Origin of the sequence: Pseudomonas gingeri, from assembly GCF_013386115.1 — a bacterium.
GTDB classification, from domain to species: Bacteria; Pseudomonadota; Gammaproteobacteria; order Pseudomonadales; family Pseudomonadaceae; genus Aquipseudomonas; species Aquipseudomonas gingeri.
Map to the genome: position 1 here is coordinate 325,932 of NZ_JACAOR010000001.1, position 23,408 is coordinate 349,339.

Below are 23,408 nucleotides of genomic sequence, written 5' to 3' on the forward strand. Positions count from 1 at the left end.
GACCTGTGCCAGTCACGGCGGCCGACACGGGACAAACCCGTGGGAGAATACCGAATACATGAACTGACATACGGCGATTAAAGCCTAAAATCGTCAAAGGTAAAGGTGTGTAGCAGCGTTATGTGCATGATTTTTCATCAAATCCCTGATGTAGGGGCGTGGACAGCGTCTACGTTAAACGTAGAAATGTGAAAAGCCTATGAAAGATGGATCAACAACGTGTCCTTTTTGACATATAGACAGGGTTTATTCAGGAAATGGTGAACCAGTACACGCCGCGTAACTGGCAGCCCCACGAGCGCCCCAGCCTGCCCGGCTCGCCGTCGACCCCGTTGCATTCGACCCGCAAGCGCTGGGCCTATGCGCTGGTCGGGCTGCTGGTGGCGTTGACCGGGGGGCTGGGCAACTCCCTGGTGATTGCCAACCTGCCTTATCTGCAGGGGGCGCTGGGGGCCACCACCGCGGAAATGGCCTGGCTGCCGGCGGCCTACGTGATGACCAATGTCTCGATGAACCTGCTGCTGGTGAAGTTTCGCCAGCAGTTCGGCCTGCGGGCGTTTACCGAGGTGTTCCTGGTGCTCTATGCCCTGGTGACCTTCGGCCACCTGTTCGTCAACGACCTCAGTTCGGCGATTGCCGTGCGGGCGGCCCACGGCATGGTCGGCGCGGCGCTCAGCTCGCTCGGCCTGTACTACATGATCCAGGCTTTTCCGGCGAAGTGGCGGCTCAAGGCCCTGGTGCTGGGCCTGGGCACCTCGCAACTGGCCTTGCCCCTGGCACGGCTGTTTTCCGAGGACCTGCTGCAGATCGCCGAGTGGCGCGGGCTCTATCTGTTCGAACTGGGCCTGGCGCTGGCGGCGCTGGGGTGCGTGTTTCTGCTCAAGCTGCCGCCGGGAGATCGCTTCAAGACCTTTGAAAAGCTGGATTTCCTCACCTTCGCGGTGCTCGCCAGCGGTGTGGCCCTGCTGTGTGCGGTGCTGTCCCTCGGGCGCATAGACTGGTGGCTGGAGGCACCCTGGATCGGCATCGCCTCGGCCGGGTCGATCATCCTGATCCTGGCCGGGCTGGCCATCGAGCATAACCGCAGCAACCCGATGCTGATGACTCGCTGGCTCGGCAGCGGGGCGATGATCCGCCTGGGGCTGGCGGTGATCCTGATCCGCATGGTGTTGTCGGAGCAGTCCACCGGCGCGGTGGGGTTCCTGCAGGCGTTGAACATGGGCAGCGAGCAGATGCGTAGCCTGTATCTGGTGATGCTGGTGGGGAGCATCGCCGGACTGGCGGTCAGCGCGCTGACCATCCATCCCGATCATCTGTTCATGCCGTTGATCATTTCCCTGGCGCTGATGGCGGTCGGTTCCTCCATGGACAGTTTCTCGAACAACCTGACCCGCCCGGCCAACATGTATTTCAGCCAGTTCCTGCTGGCGTTCGGCGGGACCTTCTTCCTCGGGCCGACCATGGCCCTGGGCACCCGCAACGTCATCACCAATCCACGCAACCTGGTGAGTTTTTCGGTGCTCTTCGGGATCTGCAACAACCTTGGCGGCCTGATCGGCTCGGCATTGCTCGGGACTTTCCAGGTGGTGCGCGAGAAAATCCATTCCAGCAACATCGTCGAACACCTGACCCTGCTTGACCCGCTGGTGGCCGCGCGGGTGCAGGGCTCCGCCGCCGGCTATGCCTCGACTATCTTCGATCCGTCCCTGCGCACCACCCAGGGCATGCGCGCCCTGGCCACGGCGGCGACCCGTGAGGCCAACGTCCTGGCCTATAACGATGTGTTCATGTTGATTGCCGTGATCGCCGTGCTCACCATGCTGTGGATCTTTGCCCGCAGCCTGTGGTTGATGAGCACCACGCGGCGGATCGCCCGTAATAACGTCCCACCTTCCACCTCCAGCAGCGGTGCCACCTCACAATGACTGAACCTGCAACCACCACCAACGCCATTGCTGCCACTCCCGAAGGCGTCACGCCGCCAGGGGCTTCATCGACCGAACCGCGTTCGCTGCGGGTGCGGATCATCTCGTCACTGGGGTTTGCCGCGATTGCCATCGTCGGCGTGCTGATCGTGCTCTATGCCTGGCAGTTGCCGCCGTTCAGCAGCGCCATCGAAAGCACCGAGAACGCCCTGGTGCGCGGGCAGGTCACGCTGATCGGGCCACAATTGAGCGGTTATGTGTTCGAAGTGCCGGTGCAGGACTTCCAGTTCGTCAAGGCCGGTGACCTGCTGGTGCGCCTGGATGACCGGATCTACAAGCAGCACCTGGATCAGGCGCAGGCCCAGTTGGCGGTGCAGAAAGCCGCCCTGGCGAACAACCAGCAGCAGCGGCGCAGTGCCGAGGCGACCATCGCCCAGCGCCAGGCCGCGCTCGACAACAGCAAGGCCCAGGCCCGCAAGAGTGCCGCGGACCTGGAGCGCAACCAGGCATTGATCGCCGATGGCTCGGTCTCCCGCCGCGAACTCGATGTGACCCGCGCCGACAATGCCCAGACCCAGGCGGCAATCGCCCAGGCCCAGGCCGCGCTGGAGATTTCCCGGCAGGACCTGCAGACGGTGATCGTCAATCGAGGTTCCCTGGAGGCGGCGGTGGCCAGTGCCGAGGCAGCGGTCGAGCTGGCGCGCATCGACCTGTCCAACACGCGCATTATTGCCCCGCGCGACGGGCAACTGGGGCAGATCGGCGTGCGGCTGGGGGCCTATGTCAACTCCGGTGCGCAACTGATGGCACTGGTGCCGGACCGGCAGTGGATCATCGCCAATATGAAAGAGACGCAGATGGCCGATGTGCGCGAGGGGCAGGCCGCGAGCTTTACCGTCGACTCGCTCAATCACCGCCGCTTTACCGGGCGGGTCCAGCGCATCGCGCCGGCCACCGGTTCCGAGTTCAGCCTGTTGCAGGCGGACAACGCCACCGGCAACTTCGTCAAGATCGCCCAGCGGGTGCCGGTACGGATCACCGTCGATCCCGGTCAGGAAGAAGCCCGGCGGTTGAGGCCGGGCATGTCGGTGGTGGTGAGCATCGATACCCGCAGCGAGTTGAAGGCGGTCGAGGACGACGCGTTCTGAGCGCTTTGCCGTGGCGGGCGGGTTATTTCGCGGCCGTTCGGTTGATCGCCTCCATCAGGCCGTCGATCCGCTCCAGCTGGGCCCGGTTGTCATGGTCCCAGGGATGGAAGCCAGGCTTGAAGTAATCCAGCCACGGCAGGGCGATTCGTGGAAACACTCCGCGCCAGCCGAACAGGTACTTGACCATGCGCCACAGCCCTTGCCAGTGATGACCGGCCTTGCGGTCGGCGATCAGCAGGCGCACATGGAAGTCGAACACCACCAGCCAGAACAGCAGCGTGGTCGAGAGCATGGCCCCGGTGCGCAACAGGTAGCGTTTCGGCCCTGGCTTGATCACGCTGTTCCAGACATCGAAGGCCACCGATTTGTGCTCGGTTTCCTCCAGGGCGTGCCAGGTCCACATCTGCCGATAACCCTCGACGGAATCGCCGAAGCGGCTGGGATCGCGTAACAGCAGGTCGGCCAACATCGCCGTGTAGTGTTCCAGGGCAATGGTGATCGCCAGGTTGAAGGACGGCGCAAAGTGTTTTTTCTGGAAGTCGAGGATGAACCGCAGGCGCCGGTCCAGCTTGTGCGCGGGCAGGCCGGCGGCTTGCAGCAGGTCGTTGTAGCGCACATGTTCGCGGCTGTGCATGGCTTCCTGACCAATGAAACCCTGGATCGCCTGGCGTAATTCGGGGTCGTGCACCTGGTCACGGTAATGGCGCACGCTGTCCATGAAGAACAGTTCGCCAGAGGGAAACAGCAGGGACAGGGCATTGAAGAAATGGGTGACCCAGGGCCCCTCGGCATGCCAGTCCTTGATGCGTTCGGCAGGCAGTTCGGGGTGGATGTCGCGACGGATCGGCAGCATGGCTGGCACTCCTGGAATTGCGGTTGGGGGCGTTCAGATCCCGCCCGAGTCCTTGGCGTCGTAGGCCGCGGTCTTGTTCTTGTGCCTGCCCAGGGGCGACAGGCGCCGGGTGATCCACACCACCAGGGCCTGGTAGGCGCCGGGCAGCAGGCGCACGAACAGGTCCAGCGCGTGGGCGTCACGTCCGATCAGCACGCGCCGGCGGTTCTTGCGCACGCCTTGCAGGATCACCCGGGCAGCCTGTTCGGGGCTGGTGATGAACAGCTTCTCGAAATCCGCCCGGGCCTGTTGCTCGTTGTCGATCAACAGACCCTTGACGTTGTCGCTGATCCGCGTCGAGCGGGCGATGTCCGTGCGGATACCGCCCGGATGGACGCTGGTGGCCGAGACCCCGTACCCCATCAGGTCGAGTTCCTGGCGCAACGCCTCGGTAAAGCCGCGAACCGCGAATTTGCTCGCGTTGTAGCCGCTCATGCCCGGTTGGGCGAACAGCCCGAACACGCTCGAGGTGTTGATGATGTGCCCGTCGCCGGACTGCTTGAGGTAGGGCAGGAACGCCTGGGTGCCGTGGACCACGCCCCAGAAGTTGATGCCGATGATCCACTCCAGGTCTTCCAGGCTCATGCCTTCGATGGTGCTCGACAGCGCCACGCCGGCGTTGTTGAAGATCAGGTTGATGCCGCCGTGTTCGGCAGCGGTCGCGGCGGCCCAGTCGAACATGGCCACGCGATCGGCCACATCCAGGACCTGTGAGGTGATGCGCAGCGGCAATAGCGCGGCGGCCCGGGCGAGGGCCTGGGTCTGCTCCAGTCCCTGGGCGTTCTTGTCCGCCAGCGCCAGGTGACAGCCCTCGCGGGCCAGGGCAATGGCCAGGGCGCGGCCCATGCCGGAACCGGCGCCGGTGATGGCGGCGACCTTGGCGTCGAATGTCTTCATGAGTGACTGCCTCGTGCGGGTTCGATGGCGGTTGCGGTCGAGGTGGCCGCGGCGGCGGGCGGGTGGAGGGCTCCCGAGGTGAGGTAGTCCCTGAGTTCGAAACTCCGGGTGACTTGCCGGAAGCGCCAGGTGGAGCCCGGCCACAGCGTGGTGTTCTTGCCGGTGCGCGGGTCCAGGTACCAGCTGCGGCAGCCGCCGGTGGACCAGATCGCCCGCTTGAGCTGCTGCTGCAGGCGGCCGTTGTACTGGCTTTCGACCTGCGGCTTGACCTCCAGCGCGTCGATCCGCCGGTCGCGCATCTGTTTCAGGGCCTGGAGGATGTAGTCGACCTGGGCTTCGATCATCAGGATCATCGAGTTGTGGCCCAGGCCGGTGTTCGGGCCGATGATCATGAAGAAGTTCGGGTAGCCGGGCAGGCAGGTCCCCAGGTACGCATGGGCGCCATCGGCCCAGGTATCCAGGATATCGACGCCCTGGCGACCGATCAGCAGGCCACGGGGCAGGGGCTCGGTGGCCTGGAAGCCGGTACCGTAGATCAGGCAGTCCACGGGATGGCGCACGCCGTCGGCGGTCACCACGGCATCGGCTTCGACCCGCAGCACGTCCTGGCTCACCACTTTCACATGGCTGCGGGTCAGCGACGGGTAATAGTCATTGGAGATCAGGATGCGCTTGCAGCCGATGGTGTAGTCGGGGGTCAGGGTGGCGCGCAGGGTCGGCGCCGCGACTTGCTTGTGCAGATGCCGCAGGGCGATTTTCTGCACCACCTTCATCAGTTTCGGCTGGTGGGCAAAGGCGATGACCCGGCTTTCGAGCATCCAGTAGATGGCCGAGCGAGCCAGGCGCTGGGTGAAGGGCAGGTGCTTGAACAGCCAGCGCTCGGCGCGCGACAGCTCGCGGTCGGGCTTGGGCAGGATCCACGGCGGCGTGCGCTGGAACAGCGTGAGGTGCGCCACCCGCGGGGCGATCTGCGGCACGAACTGGATGGCGCTGGCGCCGGTGCCGATCACCGCGACACGCTTGCCTTCCAGGGGATACTGATGATCCCAGTGCTGGGAGTGAAAGCTTTTGCCGGCGAACTGCTCCAGTCCCGGGATGTCCGGAAGTGCCGGACGCGACAGCCCGCCCATGCCGGAGACGAGCACCCGGGCGCTGACTTCGCGGCCGTCGCAGAAGCGCAGGTGCCAGCGCTGCCGCGCCTCGTCGAACACGGCTTTGTCCAGCCCCATGTTATAGCGCAGGTGCGGTTCGAGCCCGAAATCCCGGGCGCAGCGCTCCAGATAGGCACGTATCTCCGCCTGGGGCGCGAATTGCCGACTCCAGTCCGGATTGGGCGCGAAGGAAAAGGAGTAGACGTGGGACTGCACGTCGCAGGCGCAGCCGGGGTAATGATTGTCGCGCCAGGTGCCGCCGAGCGAACCGGCCCGTTCGGCGATAAAGAAGTCGGCCATTCCGGCCTGCTTGAGCTTGATGGCCATGCAAAGCCCGGCGAAACCGGAGCCGATGATGGCGATATCCACGGATTCGCAGCCTGCGGGGGGTGACGAGTACGCATTCATGGTGTGTACCTCGATTGTGGCGACGCCTGGCATTCAGTTTCGTCGCTGGATGAAACCTCAGCATTGCATAATTAAATTAATTGTTTTAAAAATTAATTTAAATAATCTACCTGAAAATATCGCCTACGCTAGTGGTCTGTACGGATTGGCTGACCCATCGGACCGATGGGAGGCGTTATCCGGCGTCGGGAGATATCGCCACGACAGGAGCCAATTCCGGCTTCATGCCGGGCCGCAGGGATGCAGAGGGCTGACGTGATGGGATGGGCCGTAGCGCTTGTTGCTTTTTTACTGGTCAGTGCCGGGCTCTGGGCCATCAGTGCCCGGATCAATCGCCGGATCGAGAGCGCGGTGCCGGCCAACGGTCGCTTTCTCGAAGTCGGCGGCGAACTCATTCATTACGTGGATGAGGGCAGGGGGCCGGTGCTGGTACTGATCCACGGTTTGTCCGGGTGCGGGCGAAACCTGACCCATTCACTGTCGCCGCGATTGCGCGAGCAGTTCCGGGTGATCACCCTGGATCGCCCCGGTTCCGGTTATTCGACCCGTTCGAAGGGCGCGGGAGTGGGCATCGCGGCGCAGGCCAGCCTGATCGCCGAACTGATTCGCACCCTGCACCTGGAACGGCCATTGATCGTCGGGCACTCCCTGGGGGGCGCACTGGCCCTGTCGCTGGCCCTCGATCATCCGCAGCAGGTGTCCGGACTGGTCCTGGTGGCGCCCCTGACGCATCCACAGCGCATGTTGCCCCTGGTGTTCCTGTCCCTGGGGGTCAGGCCCGACTTCATCCGACGCTGGGTCGCCCTGACCCTGGCCGCGCCGATGGCCATGCTGGGACGTGGCAGCCTGTTGAAGGCGGTATTCGCCCCTGATCCGCCGCCGGATGACTTCGCCGAGCGCGGCGGCGGGCTGCTCGGCATGCGCTCCGGCAACTTCTATTGCGCCTCCAGCGAAATCGCCACGGTCAATGACGATCTGCCGAAGATGCTCAAGCGCTATGGGCAACTCAGGCTACCGGTAGGCCTGATCTACGGCTCCCGGGATGAGGTGCTGGATTATCGCCGGCATGGTGAGTCGATGGCGGCGCTGGTGCCAGGCATCCAGCTGGAAATTCTCGAGGGGCGAGGGCACATGCTGCCGATCACGGCGGTCGAGCCGTTGGTCGCCATGATTCGCACCATCGCCGCCCGGGTAGGCGCGCAACCAGACAGCACCCCACAGCCCGCAATCGCGGCGGCAACGCCTTCCTGAAGGCAGTTCTGCAGTAGCGCCGGACGGCTTCACGAACGACATTCAAAATGGATCCAAAAAAATAGTTGACGAGCTATCGAATTCGGGCTATTTATTTAAAAAAATGTTTTGAATGTTTTTTTTAAAAATGCAATTGAGCGATTAGAATAATGAAAATAACGCCTTTTGAAGCATTTTATCTCTTTGCCCCTGCCCGCTGCTCCGGGCAGCGTTCGACTTCCGTAATGGCGCCGTTCTTCGCGGCCCTGTCCGTAGCTGCCCTGTCTGTAACGGCCCTGCGGAGGCTGCCATGAACTCCACGCTGGCGGCACCGGGTATCTGGACCGACGGCAAGCGCCATCTGTGGTGGCTGGGCACCTTGCCCATGGCCACGCCACTGCTGTCCGGGATCTTCGCCATCATCACCGGCGTGCAGTCCTTGTGGTGGAGCGGGGTGCTGGTGATCTTCGGGCTGATCCCGATGATCGACGGCCTGCTCGGCGAGGACCGCAGCAATCCACCGGAAACCATCGTTCCGGATCTTGAAAAGCAGACCTATTACCGCTGGATCATCTACGCCTGCGTCGCGCTGATGTGCCTGTCGGTGATCAGCACGGCCTGGATGGCGGTCGGCGGCCTCGACTGGATCATCGGCGGCGGCCTGCTGCGACTGAGCGAGGCCTGGCACCTGCAAGGCGGTCTCGCCGGCCTGGCGGGCTTTATCACCGAGCGGGCCCAGGTGCATGGCAGTGTCGGCTGGTTCACCTACCTGGGCATGGCCATGTCCACCGGCGCGGCGACCGGCATCGCGATCAATATCGCCCATGAACTGGGACACAAGACCAAGCCCCTGGAGCAGTTCCTGGCGAAGCTGGCCCTGGCGCCGACTTTCTACGGGCACTTCTTCGTCGAACACAACCGTGGTCACCACGTGCGGGTGGCAACGCCGGAGGATCCTGCCAGCTCGCGCCTGGGCGAGAGCTTCTGGAGCTTCCTGCCGCGCTCGGTCTGGTTCAGCCTGCGTTCGGCCTGGCATCTGGAACGCGAGCGCCTGCACAAGCAGGGCCTGCCGACCCTGCATTGGAAAAACACCGTGCTGACGGCCTGGTTGTTCAGTGTGGTGCTGTGGGGCGGGTTGATTCTCTGGCTGGGTGCGACGGTGATTCCGTTCCTGGTGATCCAGGGCATCTACGGGTTCTCGTTACTTGAAGTGGTGAACTATGTCGAACATTACGGCCTGTTGCGCCAGAAGTTGCCCAACGGTCGTTACGAACGCTGTTCGCCACGGCACTCCTGGAACAGTAACCGTATCGTCACCAACATCTTCCTGTTCCAGTTGCAGCGACACTCCGATCACCATGCTTATCCGACCCGCAGTTATCAGGCGCTGCGCCATTTCGATGAGTCGCCGCAACTGCCTTACGGCTACGCCAGCATGATTGTCTGGGCCTACGTGCCATTCCTGTGGCGGCGGCTGATGGATCATCGGGTGCTGAAGCATTACTCGGGAGATGTTCGCCTGGCCAACCTGCAACCGTCGAAACGCAAGCAGTTGCTCCAGCAGTACGGTAGTCGTCACACCGATTGAGTTGCACCGTTGCACCGCATGCCCACGAATAAAAGTGCGCATGACGGGGACCGGCACGCCGATTTTTACCGATGCCGGTCTTGCCAAGAGCCGTTGAAATGGAAAGTTGACCCATAAAAACAATAAGTAACGAGAAGGACGTCAACCATGCAGAAAGTTCTGTTAACCGTTCGGATAGTTGCCGCGCTCCTGGGGTTGTCCCAGGTGGCGCCGGCGTTTGCCGCGGCGCGTATCGAACCGGCCAATAGCGAGTTCACCGCCAAGGGCCCCATCAGTTTTGCCAAGAGCATCATCAATGCCGATTGCACCATCGAGGTCAGTGGCCGGATCAGCGCCGACGGCAGCTATGTCAGTGTCGAGAAGGTGGGATTCGACGGCGGCCTGAAGTGCGGTCAGGTCGAGGCCACTCATCTGCCCTGGAAGCTGATCGCCAAGGATGAAACCAGCGGGGCGATGTCGGGCATCCAGGTCACGGTGCACGCGCCCCTGGTGGGCGGCGATTGCGGGCCGACCACGGCCGAAGGCACCTGGAGCAACAGCACCGGAAAACTCCAGGCGGCCAATGTCGCGCTGGACGGTGGCTGCACCATCAAGACGGTTTCGATCCAGATGCCGCCGACCTTCCGGGTCGTGCCCTGAGTCGCGGCTGTTCAAGCAGGACAAGGAATCATGAAAGTTTGGCTGGAAAGGGAAGCTCGGTCGCAGTTGAGGTACTCCGTGTCGTCTCAAAAGGCCATTAACCCCGGCGAAATGAATCGCCATACATGTGAGGAAAAACAACAATGAAAGGCATCAAAACTCTCGTGTCTGTAACTGCCATCGCTGCTTGCTTGGGCGCTGCATCCATGGCAACTGCTTCAACTATCAATCCGGATGGCCCGTTCTCTACCACGGCGGGGTCCATCACCGTTCGGTCGCCATCGTCCTTTGGTGGTGCGATTACCTGCGGCATCACCTTCACCGGTACGGTCACCGGCGGCGTCGCCAGTATTACCGGAGCAAGCCTGACCGGTGGTGGCCTGTGCGGCGTGCCGGTTCTGACCGGTCTGCCTTGGACCCTGACCGCCACCAGCGGTACGACTGCGTCGGTGACCAATGTGGGTTACAACATCGCCAAAACCTTCCTGTATCCAGCGACTCAGTGTGGCCCAAGCCCTCTCAGCCTGAACTGGAACGCCACGAGTCACGTGTTGTCACTGGCCACTGCCGGTCAGACGCTCACTGGCCACACCACTGGTACCGGCGATCAGAACTGCTATGTCGACGCTCTGAGTGTCACTGCCGGCAGCATCACCGTTACACCTTGATAGCAGTCTCTCCGTAAAGGGTTGATCACCCCGTAGCAAGACAAGCGCCTCGAAAGAGGCGCCTGTTGCAACAAGGCGGATCGGCAGTGCCGATAGCAGCAGATAATAATAAGGAGTGGGGCATGAATAATAAGAAACAACAGGTGCAGGCCTTCATCGGGCTCGCATTGCTGGGCGGCCTGATGGTGACGGGACCGGTTCAGGCTGGCGGCTTCTCGACTCCGACATTCGGCGCACCCGGTTGGGGGCGCGCATTTGGCGGTGGCTCGTTGTTCAAGAACGACCCGAGTTCGGCTTACAACAACCCGGCAGCCATGGCCTTTGTTGACCATTCTGTTGCACAAATGACCGTGGACTACGCACGGATCAAGATCAAATACAGCGGCAAGGCCTACGACTATCAGGGTAATGAAGTTACCCATACGCCGGTTGCCGCTGACGGCAGTTTTGACCCCGGTGTGCGCAACCTCGTGACCGACGATGGCGGGCAGGGTGGTTTTACCGCCTGGGTGCCCACGGGCTTCATGGTCATTCCAATTGGCGATCGGTTCGCCTTTGGTTTGAGCCAGGTTGTTCCCCAGGGGATGCGTACTACCTGGAATGAAGACTCGAAACTGCGTGACTTCGCCGTGGATACCAAGATTGAAACCGTTGGCTTGACCGGCTCCCTGTCGTTCAAGGTCAGGGATGACTTCTCCATCGGTGGCGGCGTTATCGTGCAGCGCAGCCAGGGTTTTGTGAGCCAGAATATCGACTTGCTGGCCGCAGCGTCAGTGTCGGGCTCGCCGACGTTCGCGGGTGCCAACCTGCCATCGGGCATCGGTGAAGCATTGATGCGGGTAAAGGTCGATAACGTGTCGGCGGGCTGGTTTACGGGGATTGTCTGGAAACCCACGGACCGTGACTCCCTTGGCCTGAATTATCACGCCAAGATCAAAAACAAGATGACGGGTGACTACAACATCCGATCCGACGCGTTTTCCTATCTGGCAATGACTCAGCCAAGTCCCTTTGGTGGCAACGTCACCTTGCCTGAGCAGGCTTATCCGGGTCTCAAGCTGTTCCCGGATGGAGCGAAAGCCAGCACCCAACTGGATATTCCGGCAACAGCCGCATTCGATTGGGTCCATCAGTTCAACGATCGCTTCACCCTGGGCGCCAGTGCCATGTGGACCCAGTGGTCTTCGTTCAAGGATCTGACGCTGAAATCCAACGGCAATGTCATTGTTTCCATTCCCTACAACTATCGTGATGCCTGGATGTTCTCGCTGGGCGGCGACTACAAGTTGACCGATCAGTGGACGCTGCGTTCGGGGGTTGCCTATGACCAGACGCCGACCCGCAACACCACCCGCGATCCGAGGATTCCAGATGGTGATCGCTACTTTCTGGCATTGGGTGCCGGCTACGACGTAAAAGCCATTCCTGGCTTGAGCGTTGATGCCGCGTACTCTCATCAGTTCGTGGAAAAGGTCAATGTCAAGACGCAGAACCAGCCTCGTCTTGGCGGTGGACGCCTGGATGGAGACGCAGAAGCCTCCGGTGATGTGGTCAGCGTGTCGGCAACCTACAAGTTCTGATCCGCGTCTTCAACGCAACGACAAGGTGCTGTGTACGACGACGATGTGGAGAGGGCCGGGGGCTGAAGTCCGTCCGGAGCCGCCTTTCTCGACATTGTCGTCGTAGTACCCGTGACTCCCGATTTCCTGCCTTCCAAGAACCGACCGGGTCGGTTTTTTCGTTTTGTGTTTTTGATAAATATTAATTTAAAAAATAATTTTAAAACGTCTCTATTCTTTGTAAGGTAAAGCCTGCGAGCCGCTTCGGGCGGCTGATCAAGGATGTCGGGCATAAGCGGCATCGGCGGTTTGTCTCGTATTACACAAGGGGTGTGCGCATGATTTCCTGGTTATTGATTGCAGTTGCAGGGGCATTGGTCCTTGCGTATCGACAGTCTCCGGCGAGCTTGTGGCTCGGAGCCGGGCTGGTGTGGCTGGCGGGCGGTTATCTGTTCAACGTGGTCGGGCCGCTGGGGTCGCTGGTGATTGCGATCCTGGTGCTGTTGCCGGCGTTGCTCCTGGCCATCAAGCCCTTGCGCCGATCCTTGCTGACCCGCAGGGCCCTGGTGCTGTTCCGTCGGATCATGCCGGCGATGTCCGAGACCGAACGCGCGGCCATCGAGTCGGGCACCGTCTGGTGGGACGCCGAACTGTTCAGCGGCAAGCCGCGCTGGGAGCGTCTGTTGCAGGCCGCTCCGGCCAGCCTGAGCCAGGAGGAACAGGCGTTCCTCGATAACGAAGTCGAAACCCTCTGCGACATGGCCAACGACTGGGAAACCACCCAGGTCTGGCAGGACCTGTCGCCCCAGGCCTGGCAATACACCCGGGAGGCCGGTTTTCTCGGCATGATCATTCCCCGGCAATACGGCGGCAAGGGGTTCTCCCACTATGCCCATTCCCAGGTGGTGATGAAGCTGTCGACCCGCTGCTCGGCCGCGGCGATTTCGGTGATGGTGCCCAACTCCCTGGGGCCGGCCGAACTCTTGCTGCACTACGGCACCGAGGCCCAGCGCGAGCACTACCTGCCGCGCCTGGCGCGGGGCGAGGACATTCCCTGTTTCGCCCTGACCAGCCCTTATGCCGGCTCCGACGCCGGGGCCATTCCCGATGTCGGCGTGGTCTGCAAGGGGCTGTTCGAAGGCGAGGAGGTGCTGGGGTTCAGCGTCACCTGGGACAAGCGCTATATCACCCTGGGTCCGATCGCCACCGTGCTCGGCCTGGCGTTTCGCGCCGAAGACCCCGAGGGCCTGCTGGGCCGCAAGGGCAGCCTGGGCATCACCTGTGCCTTGATTCCCACCCGCCATGAAGGCGTGCAGACCGGGCGCCGGCACTGGCCGCTCAACGCGGTGTTCCAGAACGGCCCGACCCAGGGCAAGGATGTGTTCATCCCCCTGGACTGGGTGATCGGCGGGCGCGACCAGGTCGGCAACGGCTGGCGCATGCTGATGGAGTGCTTGGCGGCCGGGCGGGCGATCTCGTTGCCGTCGGCCAACGTCGGCCTGGCCAAGGTCGCCGTGCGCGGCACCACGGCCTATGCGGCGATGCGCAAGCAGTTCGGCCTGCCCATCGGCAAGTTCGAAGGCGTGCAGGCGCCCCTGGCCCGCATGGCCGGGCACCTCTATGCCTGTGATGCGGTGCGCAAGGTTTCCGTGGCGTCCCTGGACGCCGGGGAAAAGCCCTCGGTGATCTCGGCCATCGCCAAATACCATGTCACCGAGCGGGCCCGGGCGGTGGTCAACGACGGCATGGATATCGTCGCCGGCAAGGGCATCTGCATGGGGCCGAACAATTTCCTCGCGCGGGCCTATCAGCAAAGCCCGATCGCCATCACCGTGGAAGGGGCGAATATCATGACCCGCTGCCTGATCATCTTCGGGCAGGGACTGATTCGTTGCCATCCCTATGTGTTCCGTGAAATGGAAGCCGCGCGCGAGCCTGGGCGCGCCGGACTGGAAGCCTTCGACAGGGCGATGTTCGGACATATCGGCTTTGTCGTGGCCAACACCGTGCGCGCGGCGGTGCATGGCCTGACCGGCGGACGCCTGCTCAAGGCTCCCGTCGGCACCGACAAGGCCCTGGCGTCCTACTACCGGCAGATCGACCGGCTGTCGGTGGTGCTGGCCCTGGCTTCCGACATTTCCATGGGCGTGCTCGGCGGTGCCCTGAAACGCAAGGAAAGCATCACCGGCCGGCTCGGCGACATCCTCTCGCAACTGTATATCCTGTCCTGCGTGCTCAAGCGTTTCGAAGATGACGGGCGTCCCCAGGCGGATCTGCCGCTGGTGCACTGGGCGGCCCAGGACGCCTTGCTGCGGGCCCATGAAGCTCTCGACGAAGTCCTCGACAACTACCCGTCGAAAGCCGCCGCGCGGGTGATTCGGGGCCTGGGCTTTCCCTTTGGCATCGCGTTGCGCAAGCCGTCCGACCGCCTGCTCGGGGAAGTCGCCGACCTGGTCCAGGTCCCCGGCGCAACCCGCGACCGGCTGCTGGCCGACTCCTATATCCCGCACCCGGACATCGACAAGCTGGCCTATGGCGAGCTGGCGTTCCGGCTGCTGCCGCAAGTGGAGCTGATCGAGGCGCGGCTCAAGCCGGCGATCCGCCAGGGCGAGATCGCGCCGCTGCCGATTTCCCGCGAAGCCTTTGTGGCCTGGCGGGCCAAGGCCCTGGAGCTGCAATTGATCAGCGCGGAAGAGGACCAGTTGCTCGGGCGTTATGTCGAGTACGGCGACCACGCGATCCAGGTCGACGATTTTCCGCAGGACTTCGGCCTGCTGGAAGCCTTGCAGCGGCGCCAGGCGCACCTCGACCAAGCCGGCAAGCCCGCGACCAGGCGGCGTCCGCCAGTCAGCGTGGACACCGTTGTCGCCGACGACAGTGCGTATTGATCCTTCTCTGGCCTCTAGCGGAATTCTTTCATGTCTGACGGTTACCTTTCCTTTGTCAATTCATCCTGGGGCCGACGCCTGGCCCAGTCGGTCGGCTTGCCGCAACCACTGCCGCTGCAGCGCTACCGTCAGGGGCTGGCGGGCAACAGCCTCAATCCGCTGGTGCTGGCTGCCGCGCCCCAGGGGCGGCTGCTCGGCGAGTTGCAGCGGATCTTCGCCGCCACCGAGACCGTGGTGGCCGCGGCGGCGAGTATCGATGCGCCGTCCACGGTCAAGGTCCAGGGCCTGGTGTTCGATGCCAGCGGTCTCGCCGATATCGCGCAACTGGACGAGTTGTACCGGTTCTTCCATGCCAACGTACGGCGCCTGAGCCACCACGGGCGGGTGCTGGTGCTGGGAACCGCGCCGGAACACTGCAAGGAGCTGGCCCAGGCCGTGGCCCAGCGGGCGCTGGAGGGCTTTGTGCGCTCCCTCGGCAAGGAACTGCGGCGGGCGATCACGGCCCAGTTGCTGTACGTGGAGCCCGGTGCCGAAACGGAAATGGACAGCAGCCTGCGCTTCTTCCTGTCACGGCGCTCCGCTTATGTCTCCGGGCAGGTGGTGCGGATTGTCGAGCCGGTGGATGTGCCCAGGGCCATCGACTGGGATCGGCCGCTGACGGGGCGCCGGGCGCTGGTCACCGGCGCCTGCCGCGGCATCGGCCTGGCCATCGCCCAGGTACTGGCCGCCGACGGGGCCGAGGTGATCTGCCTGGATATCCCCGCGGTGGAGGCCGAGTTGCAGCAAGTCGCCGGTTCGCTCCAGGGCAGTGCACTGCCGCTGGATATCACCGCACCCCAGGCCGCCGAGCGCTTGCTGGCCTTTGTCGGTGAGCAGGGTGCGTTCGATATCGTCGTGCATAACGCCGGCATCACCCAGGACAAGACCCTGGCCAAGATGACCGAGGCCGCCTGGCGCAAGGTCATGGCGGTCAACCTGGAGGCGCCGTTGCGGCTGAGCACGGCGTTGCTCGAAGGCCAGGGGCTCAAGCCCGGCGGGCGGATCGTCTGCGTCTCGTCGATTTCCGGGATCGCCGGCAACCTGGGACAAAGCAACTATGCGACGTCCAAGGCCGGGGTCATCGGCCTGGTGCAGAGCCTGGCGCCGTTGGCGGCGCGCCAGCAGGTAACGGTCAATGGCGTGGCACCGGGGTTTATCGAAACCCAGATGACCGCGAAGATCCCCTTGCTGATTCGCGAGGCGGGCCGGCGGATGAATTCGCTGGCCCAGGGCGGGCAGGCCGAGGACGTGGCACAGACCATCGCCTGGCTGGCCCATCCGGCGTCAGGCGGGATCAACGCCCAGGTGGTCCGTGTCTGCGGGCAAAGTCTGTTGGGGGCCTGAGCGATGAACCCGGATTCGACTATTCGTATCATCGAGCCGCCGCCTTCCACCACCCGGCTTCTGTGGCGCGGGCTGCGCAGCTTGCGCAAGCCCAAGGCCGAGGCACTGCCACGCTTGCCGACTGAGCGGCTGGTGCGTCCCGCGGTGGAACTGCGGGCGGCGGACATCGAGCGTTATGCCCGGGCCTGTGGCTTTCGCCGTGAGCACGGGGTGCCGCTGTCGTTCGTGCATACCCTGGCGTTTCCCCTGCACCTGTTGTTGCTGACCAGCCCGGCCTTTCCCTGGCCGGCCAGCGGCATGGTGCACCTGGCCAACCGGATCCGCCAATACCACCGGCTGGAAGAGGGCCAGGCCCTGCGCCTGCAGGTGCACTGTGAACGTTGGGTGGCGCATCCCAAGGGCCAGGCGCTGCTGATCGTGACCCAGGCCCATGGCGGCGGCAGCCTGGTCTGGGAAAGCGAGAGTCTGTATCTGCGTCGTGGGGTGGCCGCACCGGTCGGCGAGCCCTGGCAAGGCGCGCCGGAGCTGCTCGAACCGGCACTGCTGCGTACCCAGCGCTGGTCCTTGCCGGCGGACCTGGGGCGGCGGTTCGCGCGGGTCTCGGGGGATCACAACCCGATCCATACGTCCTGGCCGGGGGCGCGCCTGTTCGGTTTCAAACGACCGATTGCCCATGGCATGTGGACCCTGGGCCGTGCCCTGGCGGCACAGCAGCCACCCTACGCACTGGCGGCGGCGGAGCTCGATTGCGAGTTCAAGCTGCCGATTTTCCTGCCCGGCAGTGCGACCCTGTGGCAGGCGCCAGCCGCGGGTGCCCGCCACACATTCGAAGTGCGCACGGCGGCGGGGGACAAGCCGCATATGCGCGGCGTGCTGATCCACGGCGCTCGAACCGAAGGAACCTGTTCATGAGTGAGTACAGCTTCAATCCGGCCCCGGTACGCCGGGTGGCCATTCTCGGCGGAAACCGCATTCCCTTCGCCCGCTCCAATACGGTCTACGCCCATGACAGCAACCAGGACCTGCTGGTGGCCGCCCTGCAGGGCCTGGTGGACCGCTATGGCCTGCATGACCAGCGCCTGGGGGAGTTCGCCGCCGGTGCGGTGATCAAGCATTCACGCGACTTCAACCTGGCCCGCGAGACCCTGCTGTCCACCACCTTGTCGCCGCAGACGCCTGCCTATGATATCCAGCAGGCCTGTGGCACCGGCCTCGAAGCGGCGCTGCTGGTGGCCAACAAGATTGCCCTGGGGCAGATCGAGGTGGGGATCGCCGGGGGCGCCGACACCACCTCGGACGCGCCCATCGGGATCAACGAGTCGCTGCGTCGGATCCTCCTCGAGGCCAATCGCCACAAGGGCGTCGCGGGCAAGCTGCGCAGCCTGCTCGGCGTGCGTCCTTCCATGTTCTTCAAGCCACTGCTGCCACGCAATGGCGAACCGCGCACGGGCTTGTCCATGGGCGAGCACTGCGAGGAAATGGCCAAGCGCTGGCAGATCAGGCGTCTGGCCCAGGATGAACTGGCCCTCAACAGTCACCAGTTGTTGCATGCGGCCTACCAGCGCGGTTTTTTCGACGACCTCATCACTCCCTATCGCGGACTCCGGCGCGACAACAACCTGCGGGCCGATGCCAGCCTGGAAAAACTGGCGGGGCTGGGGCCGGCGTATGACCGGCGCAATGGCACCCTGACCGCCGGCAACTCGACACCGTTGACCGATGGCGCCTCGGTGGTGCTGCTGGCCAGCGAGGAATGGGCGGCGGCGCACAATCTGCCGGTGCTGGCCTATCTGCGCACCGGTGAAACGGCGGCGGTGAATTTTGTCGATGGCAGCGAAGGGCTGCTGATGGCGCCGGCCTACGCCGTGCCCAGGATGCTGGCCCGCGAAGGGCTGGGCCTGCAGGACTTCGATTTCTATGAAATCCACGAGGCCTTTGCCGCGCAGGTGCTGTGCACGCTCAAGGCCTGGGAAGACCCGGACTATTGCCGCGAGCGGCTCGGGCTGGACGCGCCGCTGGGGGCCATCGAGCGCAACAGGCTCAATGTCAATGGCGGCTCGCTGGGTTGCGGGCATCCATTCGCCGCCACTGGCGCACGGCTGTTGGCCAGCCTGGCCAAGGCCATCGCCGAAAAGGGCGGGGGCCGCGGGCTGATTTCCGTGTGTGCCGCCGGCGGGTTGGGCGTGACCGCCATTGTCGAAAAATAAAACAACAACAAGGAGAGACTGCCATGAGTGTCGCGAGCCTGCCTGCCATCGAACGTGTCTGGTTGAGCGCCTACCATCCCGGCGTGCCGGCGGATGTCGAGGCCGAGATCGACCGCTACCCGTCGCTGCGCGAGGTGTTTCTCGAACACGTGGAGAAGTACCGCCAACGGGTGGCCTACGTCAGTATCGGCACCGAAATGGGCTATGACGAGTGGGAGCGACAGGTCTTTGCCTTTGCCGGCTGGCTGCAATCGCGGGGTGTGCAGAAGGGCGACCGCGTGGCGCTGATGATGCCCAACTGCCTGCAATACCCGATCTGCCTGTTCGGCACTCTGCTGGTCGGCGCGGTGGTGGTCAACGTCAACCCGCTGTACACCGCCCATGAACTCAAGCACCTGCTCAAGGACAGCGGTGCCGAGACCGTGGTCATCTTCGAGAACTTTGCCCATACCCTGGAACAGGCCATGGCGGGCAGCGCGCTGAAGAACATCGTGGTGGCGGCGATCGGCGACCTGGTGGGGACACTCAAGGGCGCGGCGCTGAATTTCGTCCTGCGCCATGTGCAGAAGCAGGTGCCGCGCTTCCACCTGCCGGGCTCGATCCGTTTCCCGGCGATGATGAAACAGGCGAGGAACCTGAAGGCCAGGGATGTCGCGCTGGCCCACGACGATATCGCCTTCCTGCAATACACCGGCGGCACCACGGGCGATGCCAAGGGGGCGATGCTGACCCACCGCAACATCCTCGCCAACCTGATGCAGGCCAAGGCCTGGGTGGGCGACCAGCTGGACGAGAATCAGCAGGAAACCAACGTGACCCTGTTGCCGCTGTACCACGTGCTGTCGCTGACGGTGAACTGCCTGATGTTCATGTGCCTGGGCGGGCGCAATATCCTGATCGCCAACCCGCGGGACGTGAAGCGCGTGCAGATGATCCTGCGCAAGGAGAAGTTCAGCGGGATCGTCGGGGTCAACACCTTGTTCAACGGGCTGCTGGAAAACGAGGCATTTCGTGGACGGGATTTTTCCGACCTGAAGCTGGCGATTGCCGGCGGGATGGCCACCCATACAGCGGTGGCACGGCGCTGGAAGGAAGTGACCGGGGTGCCGATCATCGAGGGCTACGGGCTGACGGAGTGCTCACCGGTGGTGAGCATCAGCCCCATCGATATCAAGCGCATGCGCGAGGGCGATTTCAGCGGGACCATCGGCGTACCGCTGCCTTCGACCTGGGTGCGGTTCGCCCGTGAGGACGGTTCGCTGGCGGCAATCGGCGAGGAGGGCGAGTTGCAGGTGCGCGGGCCGCAGGTCATGAAAGGCTACTGGAAGCGCCCGGAAGAGACCGCGAAGGTGCTGGACGCCGCGGGCTGGTTGTCGACCGGGGATATCGGGGTGATGAACGAGCAGGGGTTTATCCGCCTGGTGGATCGCAAGAAGGACATGATCCTGGTGTCCGGTTTCAACGTTTACCCGAACGAGATCGAGGATGTGGTGGCGCTGCATCCCGGCGTGGCGGAAGTGGCGGCGATCGGCGTGCCGGACCAGGTGACCGGGGAGCGGGTGAAGATCTTTGTCGTGCGCAAGGATCCGGGGCTGACGGAGATGCAGCTGCTGGCGCATTGCCGGGAGTACCTGACCGGGTACAAGGTGCCGAGGATTGTCGAGTTCCGCGTCGAGGAACTGCCCAAGACCACCGTGGGCAAGGTATTGCGCCGGGCCTTGCGGGAGTAGGCAGGTTTTCGCACAGTCCCTCGTTCTTGATCAAGGCGCCCTGGACCGGCGCCTTTGTTTTTTCGTTTATCCCTCCCGGTTCTTGCAGAATAAATAATTCTAAAATCTGTTGATATGGAAATTATTTTCCAATAAAGTCGTTTCCAGGTTGCCGACTTACCGTGTCGCGACGATTCTGTTCCTTGAATACAGCGCGCACGGACCAACAAAAACAACAGGTGCCGTCGATGAAAACCTTCACTCCTGCGCTCCGTGTTTCACGTGCATCGCTTCACCCGCAACGCGACCTGCCTCGCGCCCGCATTCCCGTTTTCCTTCTCTCGATCTTCAAGCTGCTGTGCGTTGAACGCAAGGGCGTCGTCGTGTGCTGCATCGGCGGTGCGCCGATCGTGCGCCTGCCGGCGGCCTGATGCCCTGCAATAGAGTGCTCTGAAAGGCTTCGCCCATAAAACCAACAAGAATTGTGGAGACAGAATATTCATGAACACCAAGATCCGTTTCGCTTCGCTGGCGCTCTCGCTGTCACTGCCCCTGATGTTCGCCAGTGGCGCGGCCATGGCCGACCTGAAGATCGGTGTCAGCATGTCGCAGTTCGACGACACCTGGCTGACCTACCTGCGCGAGAACATGGACAAGAAGGCCAAGTCGATGCCCGATGGCGTCAAGCTGCAGTTCGAAGATGCCCGCAGCGACGTGGTCAAGCAGTTGAGCCAGGTGGAAAGCTTCATCAGCCAGAAGGTCGACGCCATTGTCGTCAACCCGGTGGATACCGCCGCCACGAAGAAAATCACCGAGGCCGCGGTCAAGGCCGGTATCCCGCTGGTCTACGTCAACCGCCGTCCCGATGACCTGAGCCTGCCCAAGGGCGTGGTCACCGTCGCTTCCAACGACCTCGAGGCCGGCCAGATGCAGATGCAGTACCTGGCCGACAAGCTAGGCGGCAAGGGCGATATCGTGATCCTGCTGGGCGACCTGGCCAACAATTCCACCACCAACCGCACCAAGGGCGTCAAGGAGGTCCTGGCCAAGTACCCGAACATAAAGATCGACCAGGAGCAGACCGGCACCTGGTTGCGCGACAAGGGCATGACCCTGACCAATGACTGGCTGACCCAGGGCCGCAAGTTCGATGCGGTGGTCGCCAACAACGATGAAATGGCCATCGGCGCGTCCATGGCGTTGAACCAGGCCGGGGTGAAGAAGGGCACTGTGCTGATCGCCGGGGTCGATGGCACGCCGGATGGCTTGCGGGCTGTGGAGAAAGGCGATATGACCGTCTCGGTATTCCAGGATGCCAAGGGCCAGGCCGATGGTTCCATCGACACCGCGGTGAAGATGATCAAGAAGGAGCCGGTCGAAGCCGCGGTCTGGGTACCGTACAAGTTGATCACCCCGCAGAACGTCAAGGATTTCAAATAGGCTGCGCTCCAATAACAACAAGCCGGCAGGGTGCCGATGGCGCCTTGCCCACCCCGAGCCGAGGAGTACCCGACCATGCTCGCCAGCGCGACTGCTGCGTCCACGCCACAGGCGTCCCTTGCGTCCTCCGTCGACACGCGCCTTGCCGACTCGCCCTACCTGCTGGAAGTGGTCAACGTCAGCAAGGGCTTTCCCGGTGTGATTGCCCTGTCCAATGTACAACTGCGGGTCCGTCCGGGATCGGTCCTGGCGCTGATGGGCGAGAACGGTGCCGGCAAGTCGACCCTGATGAAGATCATCGCCGGCATCTATCAGCCGGACGCCGGCGAGCTGCGCCTGCGGGGCAAGCCGGTGACCTTCGACAGCCCCCTGGCGGCGTTGCAGTCGGGAATTGCGATGATCCACCAGGAACTGAACCTGATGCCGCACATGAGCATCGCCGAGAACATCTGGATCGGTCGCGAGCAGCTCAACGGTTTCCATATGATCGATCACCGCGAGATGCACCGTTGCACCGCGCGGCTGCTCGAACGCCTGCGTATCAACCTCCACCCCGAGGAACTGGTAGGCAACCTGAGTATCGCCGAACGGCAGATGGTCGAGATCGCCAAGGCGGTGTCCTACGATTCGGATGTGCTGATCATGGACGAGCCTACTTCGGCCATCACCGAGAAGGAGGTCGCGCACCTGTTCTCGATCATCGCCGACCTCAAGGCCCAGGGTAAGGGCATCGTCTATATCACTCACAAGATGAACGAAGTCTTCAGCATCGCCGATGAAGTCGCGGTGTTTCGCGACGGCCAGTACATCGGCCTGCAACGGGCCGACAGCATGGACGGCGACAGCCTGATCTCGATGATGGTCGGGCGTGAGTTGAACCAGCTGTTCCCGGTGCGCGAGAAGCCCATCGGCGACTTGCTGCTGTCGGTGCGGGACCTGCGCCTGGACGGGGTCTTCCAGGGCGTGTCGTTCGACCTGCATGCCGGGGAAATCCTCGGGATCGCCGGGCTCATGGGCTCGGGACGGACCAATGTCGCGGAAACCCTGTTCGGCATCACTCCGGCCAGCGGCGGCGAGATCCGCCTGGACGGCAAGCCGCTGCGGGTCAGCGATCCGCACCTGGCGATCGAGAAGGGCTTTGCGCTGTTGACCGAGGACCGCAAGCTCAGCGGCCTGTTTCCCTGCCTGTCGGTACTGGAGAACATGGAAATGGCCGTGCTGCCGCACTACGTCGGCAACGGTTTCATCCAGCAGAAGGCCCTGCGCGCCCTGTGCGAGGACATGTGCAAGAAGCTGCGGGTCAAGACCCCGTCCCTGGAGCAGTGCATCGATACCCTATCCGGCGGCAACCAGCAGAAGGCCTTGCTCGCCCGCTGGCTGATGACCAACCCGCGGCTGCTGATCCTCGATGAGCCGACCCGTGGCATCGATGTCGGGGCCAAGGCCGAGATCTATCGCCTGATCGCCTACCTCGCCAGCGAAGGCATGGCGGTGATCATGATTTCTTCGGAACTGCCGGAAGTGCTGGGCATGAGCGACCGGGTGATGGTCATGCACGAAGGCGACCTGATGGGCACCCTGGACCGCGGCGAGGCCACGTCGGAGCGCGTGATGCAACTGGCGTCGGGGATCCCGGCGGTTCACTGACTATATCAAGGCGGGCGCCGCGTGCCGGC

18 protein-coding genes are annotated in these 23,408 nt (G+C 63.2%); 15 read left to right on the forward strand and 3 right to left on the reverse strand.

All coding sequences use genetic code 11. The annotated features are described in order from the left end of the window. Window positions 1-260: 260 nt before the first annotated feature. Both HX881_RS01485 and HX881_RS01490 read left to right on the forward strand, forming a co-directional pair. Complete coding sequence (locus HX881_RS01485) at window positions 261-1,925, forward strand: MFS transporter (protein ID WP_042935970.1); 1,665 nt, start codon at window positions 261-263, stop codon at window positions 1,923-1,925. After that, on the forward strand, window positions 1,922-3,073 hold the full coding sequence (locus tag HX881_RS01490) for an HlyD family secretion protein (RefSeq protein WP_103032701.1): 1,152 nt from the start codon (window positions 1,922-1,924) through the stop codon (window positions 3,071-3,073). Before HX881_RS01485 ends, HX881_RS01490 begins: the two co-directional genes overlap by 4 nt. Before the next feature lie 22 nt (window positions 3,074-3,095). Here the strand turns inward: HX881_RS01490 and HX881_RS01495 are convergent, their stop codons facing one another. Genes HX881_RS01495 through HX881_RS01505 form a run of 3 tightly spaced genes read right to left on the reverse strand, consistent with a single transcriptional unit; the run spans window position 3,096 to window position 6,421 of the window. Next, window positions 3,096-3,926 (reverse strand): metal-dependent hydrolase, encoded by an 831-nt coding sequence (locus tag HX881_RS01495; RefSeq protein WP_017127319.1) that lies wholly within the window; start codon window positions 3,924-3,926, stop codon window positions 3,096-3,098. 33 nt (window positions 3,927-3,959) lie between these two features. After that, complete coding sequence (locus HX881_RS01500; protein WP_177082298.1) at window positions 3,960-4,862, reverse strand: SDR family NAD(P)-dependent oxidoreductase; 903 nt, start codon at window positions 4,860-4,862, stop codon at window positions 3,960-3,962. Continuing rightward, a complete protein-coding gene (locus tag HX881_RS01505) occupies window positions 4,859-6,421 on the reverse strand; it encodes a flavin-containing monooxygenase (protein WP_042935834.1) in 1,563 nt (520 codons plus the stop codon). Before HX881_RS01505 ends, HX881_RS01500 begins: the two co-directional genes overlap by 4 nt. A gap of 258 nt (window positions 6,422-6,679) precedes the next feature. Between HX881_RS01505 and HX881_RS01510 the strand changes: the two genes are divergently transcribed. From HX881_RS01510 to HX881_RS01570, 13 genes are all read left to right on the forward strand, one after another. Beyond that, window positions 6,680-7,672, forward strand: a complete 993-nt coding sequence (locus tag HX881_RS01510) for an alpha/beta fold hydrolase (protein ID WP_177082300.1) — start codon at window positions 6,680-6,682, stop codon at window positions 7,670-7,672. 289 nt (window positions 7,673-7,961) lie between these two features. Then, complete coding sequence (locus tag HX881_RS01515; RefSeq protein WP_177082302.1) at window positions 7,962-9,239, forward strand: alkane 1-monooxygenase; 1,278 nt, start codon at window positions 7,962-7,964, stop codon at window positions 9,237-9,239. 147 nt (window positions 9,240-9,386) lie between these two features. Further along, on the forward strand, window positions 9,387-9,878 hold the full coding sequence (gene praA, locus HX881_RS01520) for an alkane oxidation protein activator PraA (protein ID WP_017127313.1): 492 nt from the start codon (window positions 9,387-9,389) through the stop codon (window positions 9,876-9,878). 143 nt (window positions 9,879-10,021) lie between these two features. Beyond that, a complete protein-coding gene (gene praB / locus HX881_RS01525) occupies window positions 10,022-10,546 on the forward strand; it encodes an alkane oxidation protein activator PraB (protein ID WP_017127312.1) in 525 nt (174 codons plus the stop codon). Between the two features lie 122 nt (window positions 10,547-10,668). Continuing rightward, complete coding sequence (locus HX881_RS01530) at window positions 10,669-12,126, forward strand: outer membrane protein transport protein (protein WP_017127311.1); 1,458 nt, start codon at window positions 10,669-10,671, stop codon at window positions 12,124-12,126. A 317-nt stretch (window positions 12,127-12,443) separates the two neighbouring features. Beyond that, the gene (locus HX881_RS01535; protein WP_177082304.1) at window positions 12,444-14,993 is read left to right on the forward strand and encodes an acyl-CoA dehydrogenase; all 2,550 of its coding nucleotides are present in this window, start codon (window positions 12,444-12,446) and stop codon (window positions 14,991-14,993) included. A 30-nt stretch (window positions 14,994-15,023) separates the two neighbouring features. After that, the gene (locus HX881_RS01540) at window positions 15,024-16,376 is read left to right on the forward strand and encodes a 3-oxoacyl-ACP reductase (RefSeq protein WP_177082306.1); all 1,353 of its coding nucleotides are present in this window, start codon (window positions 15,024-15,026) and stop codon (window positions 16,374-16,376) included. Between the two features lie 3 nt (window positions 16,377-16,379). Continuing rightward, window positions 16,380-17,288 (forward strand): MaoC family dehydratase, encoded by a 909-nt coding sequence (locus HX881_RS01545; RefSeq protein WP_177082308.1) that lies wholly within the window; start codon window positions 16,380-16,382, stop codon window positions 17,286-17,288. Continuing rightward, window positions 17,285-18,583, forward strand: a complete 1,299-nt coding sequence (locus HX881_RS01550; protein ID WP_177082310.1) for an acetyl-CoA C-acetyltransferase — start codon at window positions 17,285-17,287, stop codon at window positions 18,581-18,583. The genes HX881_RS01545 and HX881_RS01550 overlap by 4 nt, the downstream gene beginning before the upstream one ends. Before the next feature lie 23 nt (window positions 18,584-18,606). Further along, window positions 18,607-20,313 carry an AMP-binding protein gene (locus HX881_RS01555; RefSeq protein WP_177082312.1) on the forward strand — a complete coding sequence of 569 codons (1,707 nt, stop codon included), beginning with the start codon at window positions 18,607-18,609 and terminating at the stop codon, window positions 20,311-20,313. Between the two features lie 227 nt (window positions 20,314-20,540). After that, window positions 20,541-20,723 carry a hypothetical protein gene (locus HX881_RS01560; protein WP_017127305.1) on the forward strand — a complete coding sequence of 61 codons (183 nt, stop codon included), beginning with the start codon at window positions 20,541-20,543 and terminating at the stop codon, window positions 20,721-20,723. Between the two features lie 70 nt (window positions 20,724-20,793). Further along, window positions 20,794-21,732 (forward strand): sugar ABC transporter substrate-binding protein, encoded by a 939-nt coding sequence (locus HX881_RS01565; protein WP_177082314.1) that lies wholly within the window; start codon window positions 20,794-20,796, stop codon window positions 21,730-21,732. A 75-nt stretch (window positions 21,733-21,807) separates the two neighbouring features. Then, window positions 21,808-23,379, forward strand: a complete 1,572-nt coding sequence (locus HX881_RS01570) for a sugar ABC transporter ATP-binding protein (RefSeq protein ID WP_017127303.1) — start codon at window positions 21,808-21,810, stop codon at window positions 23,377-23,379. Window positions 23,380-23,408: the final 29 nt, after the last annotated feature.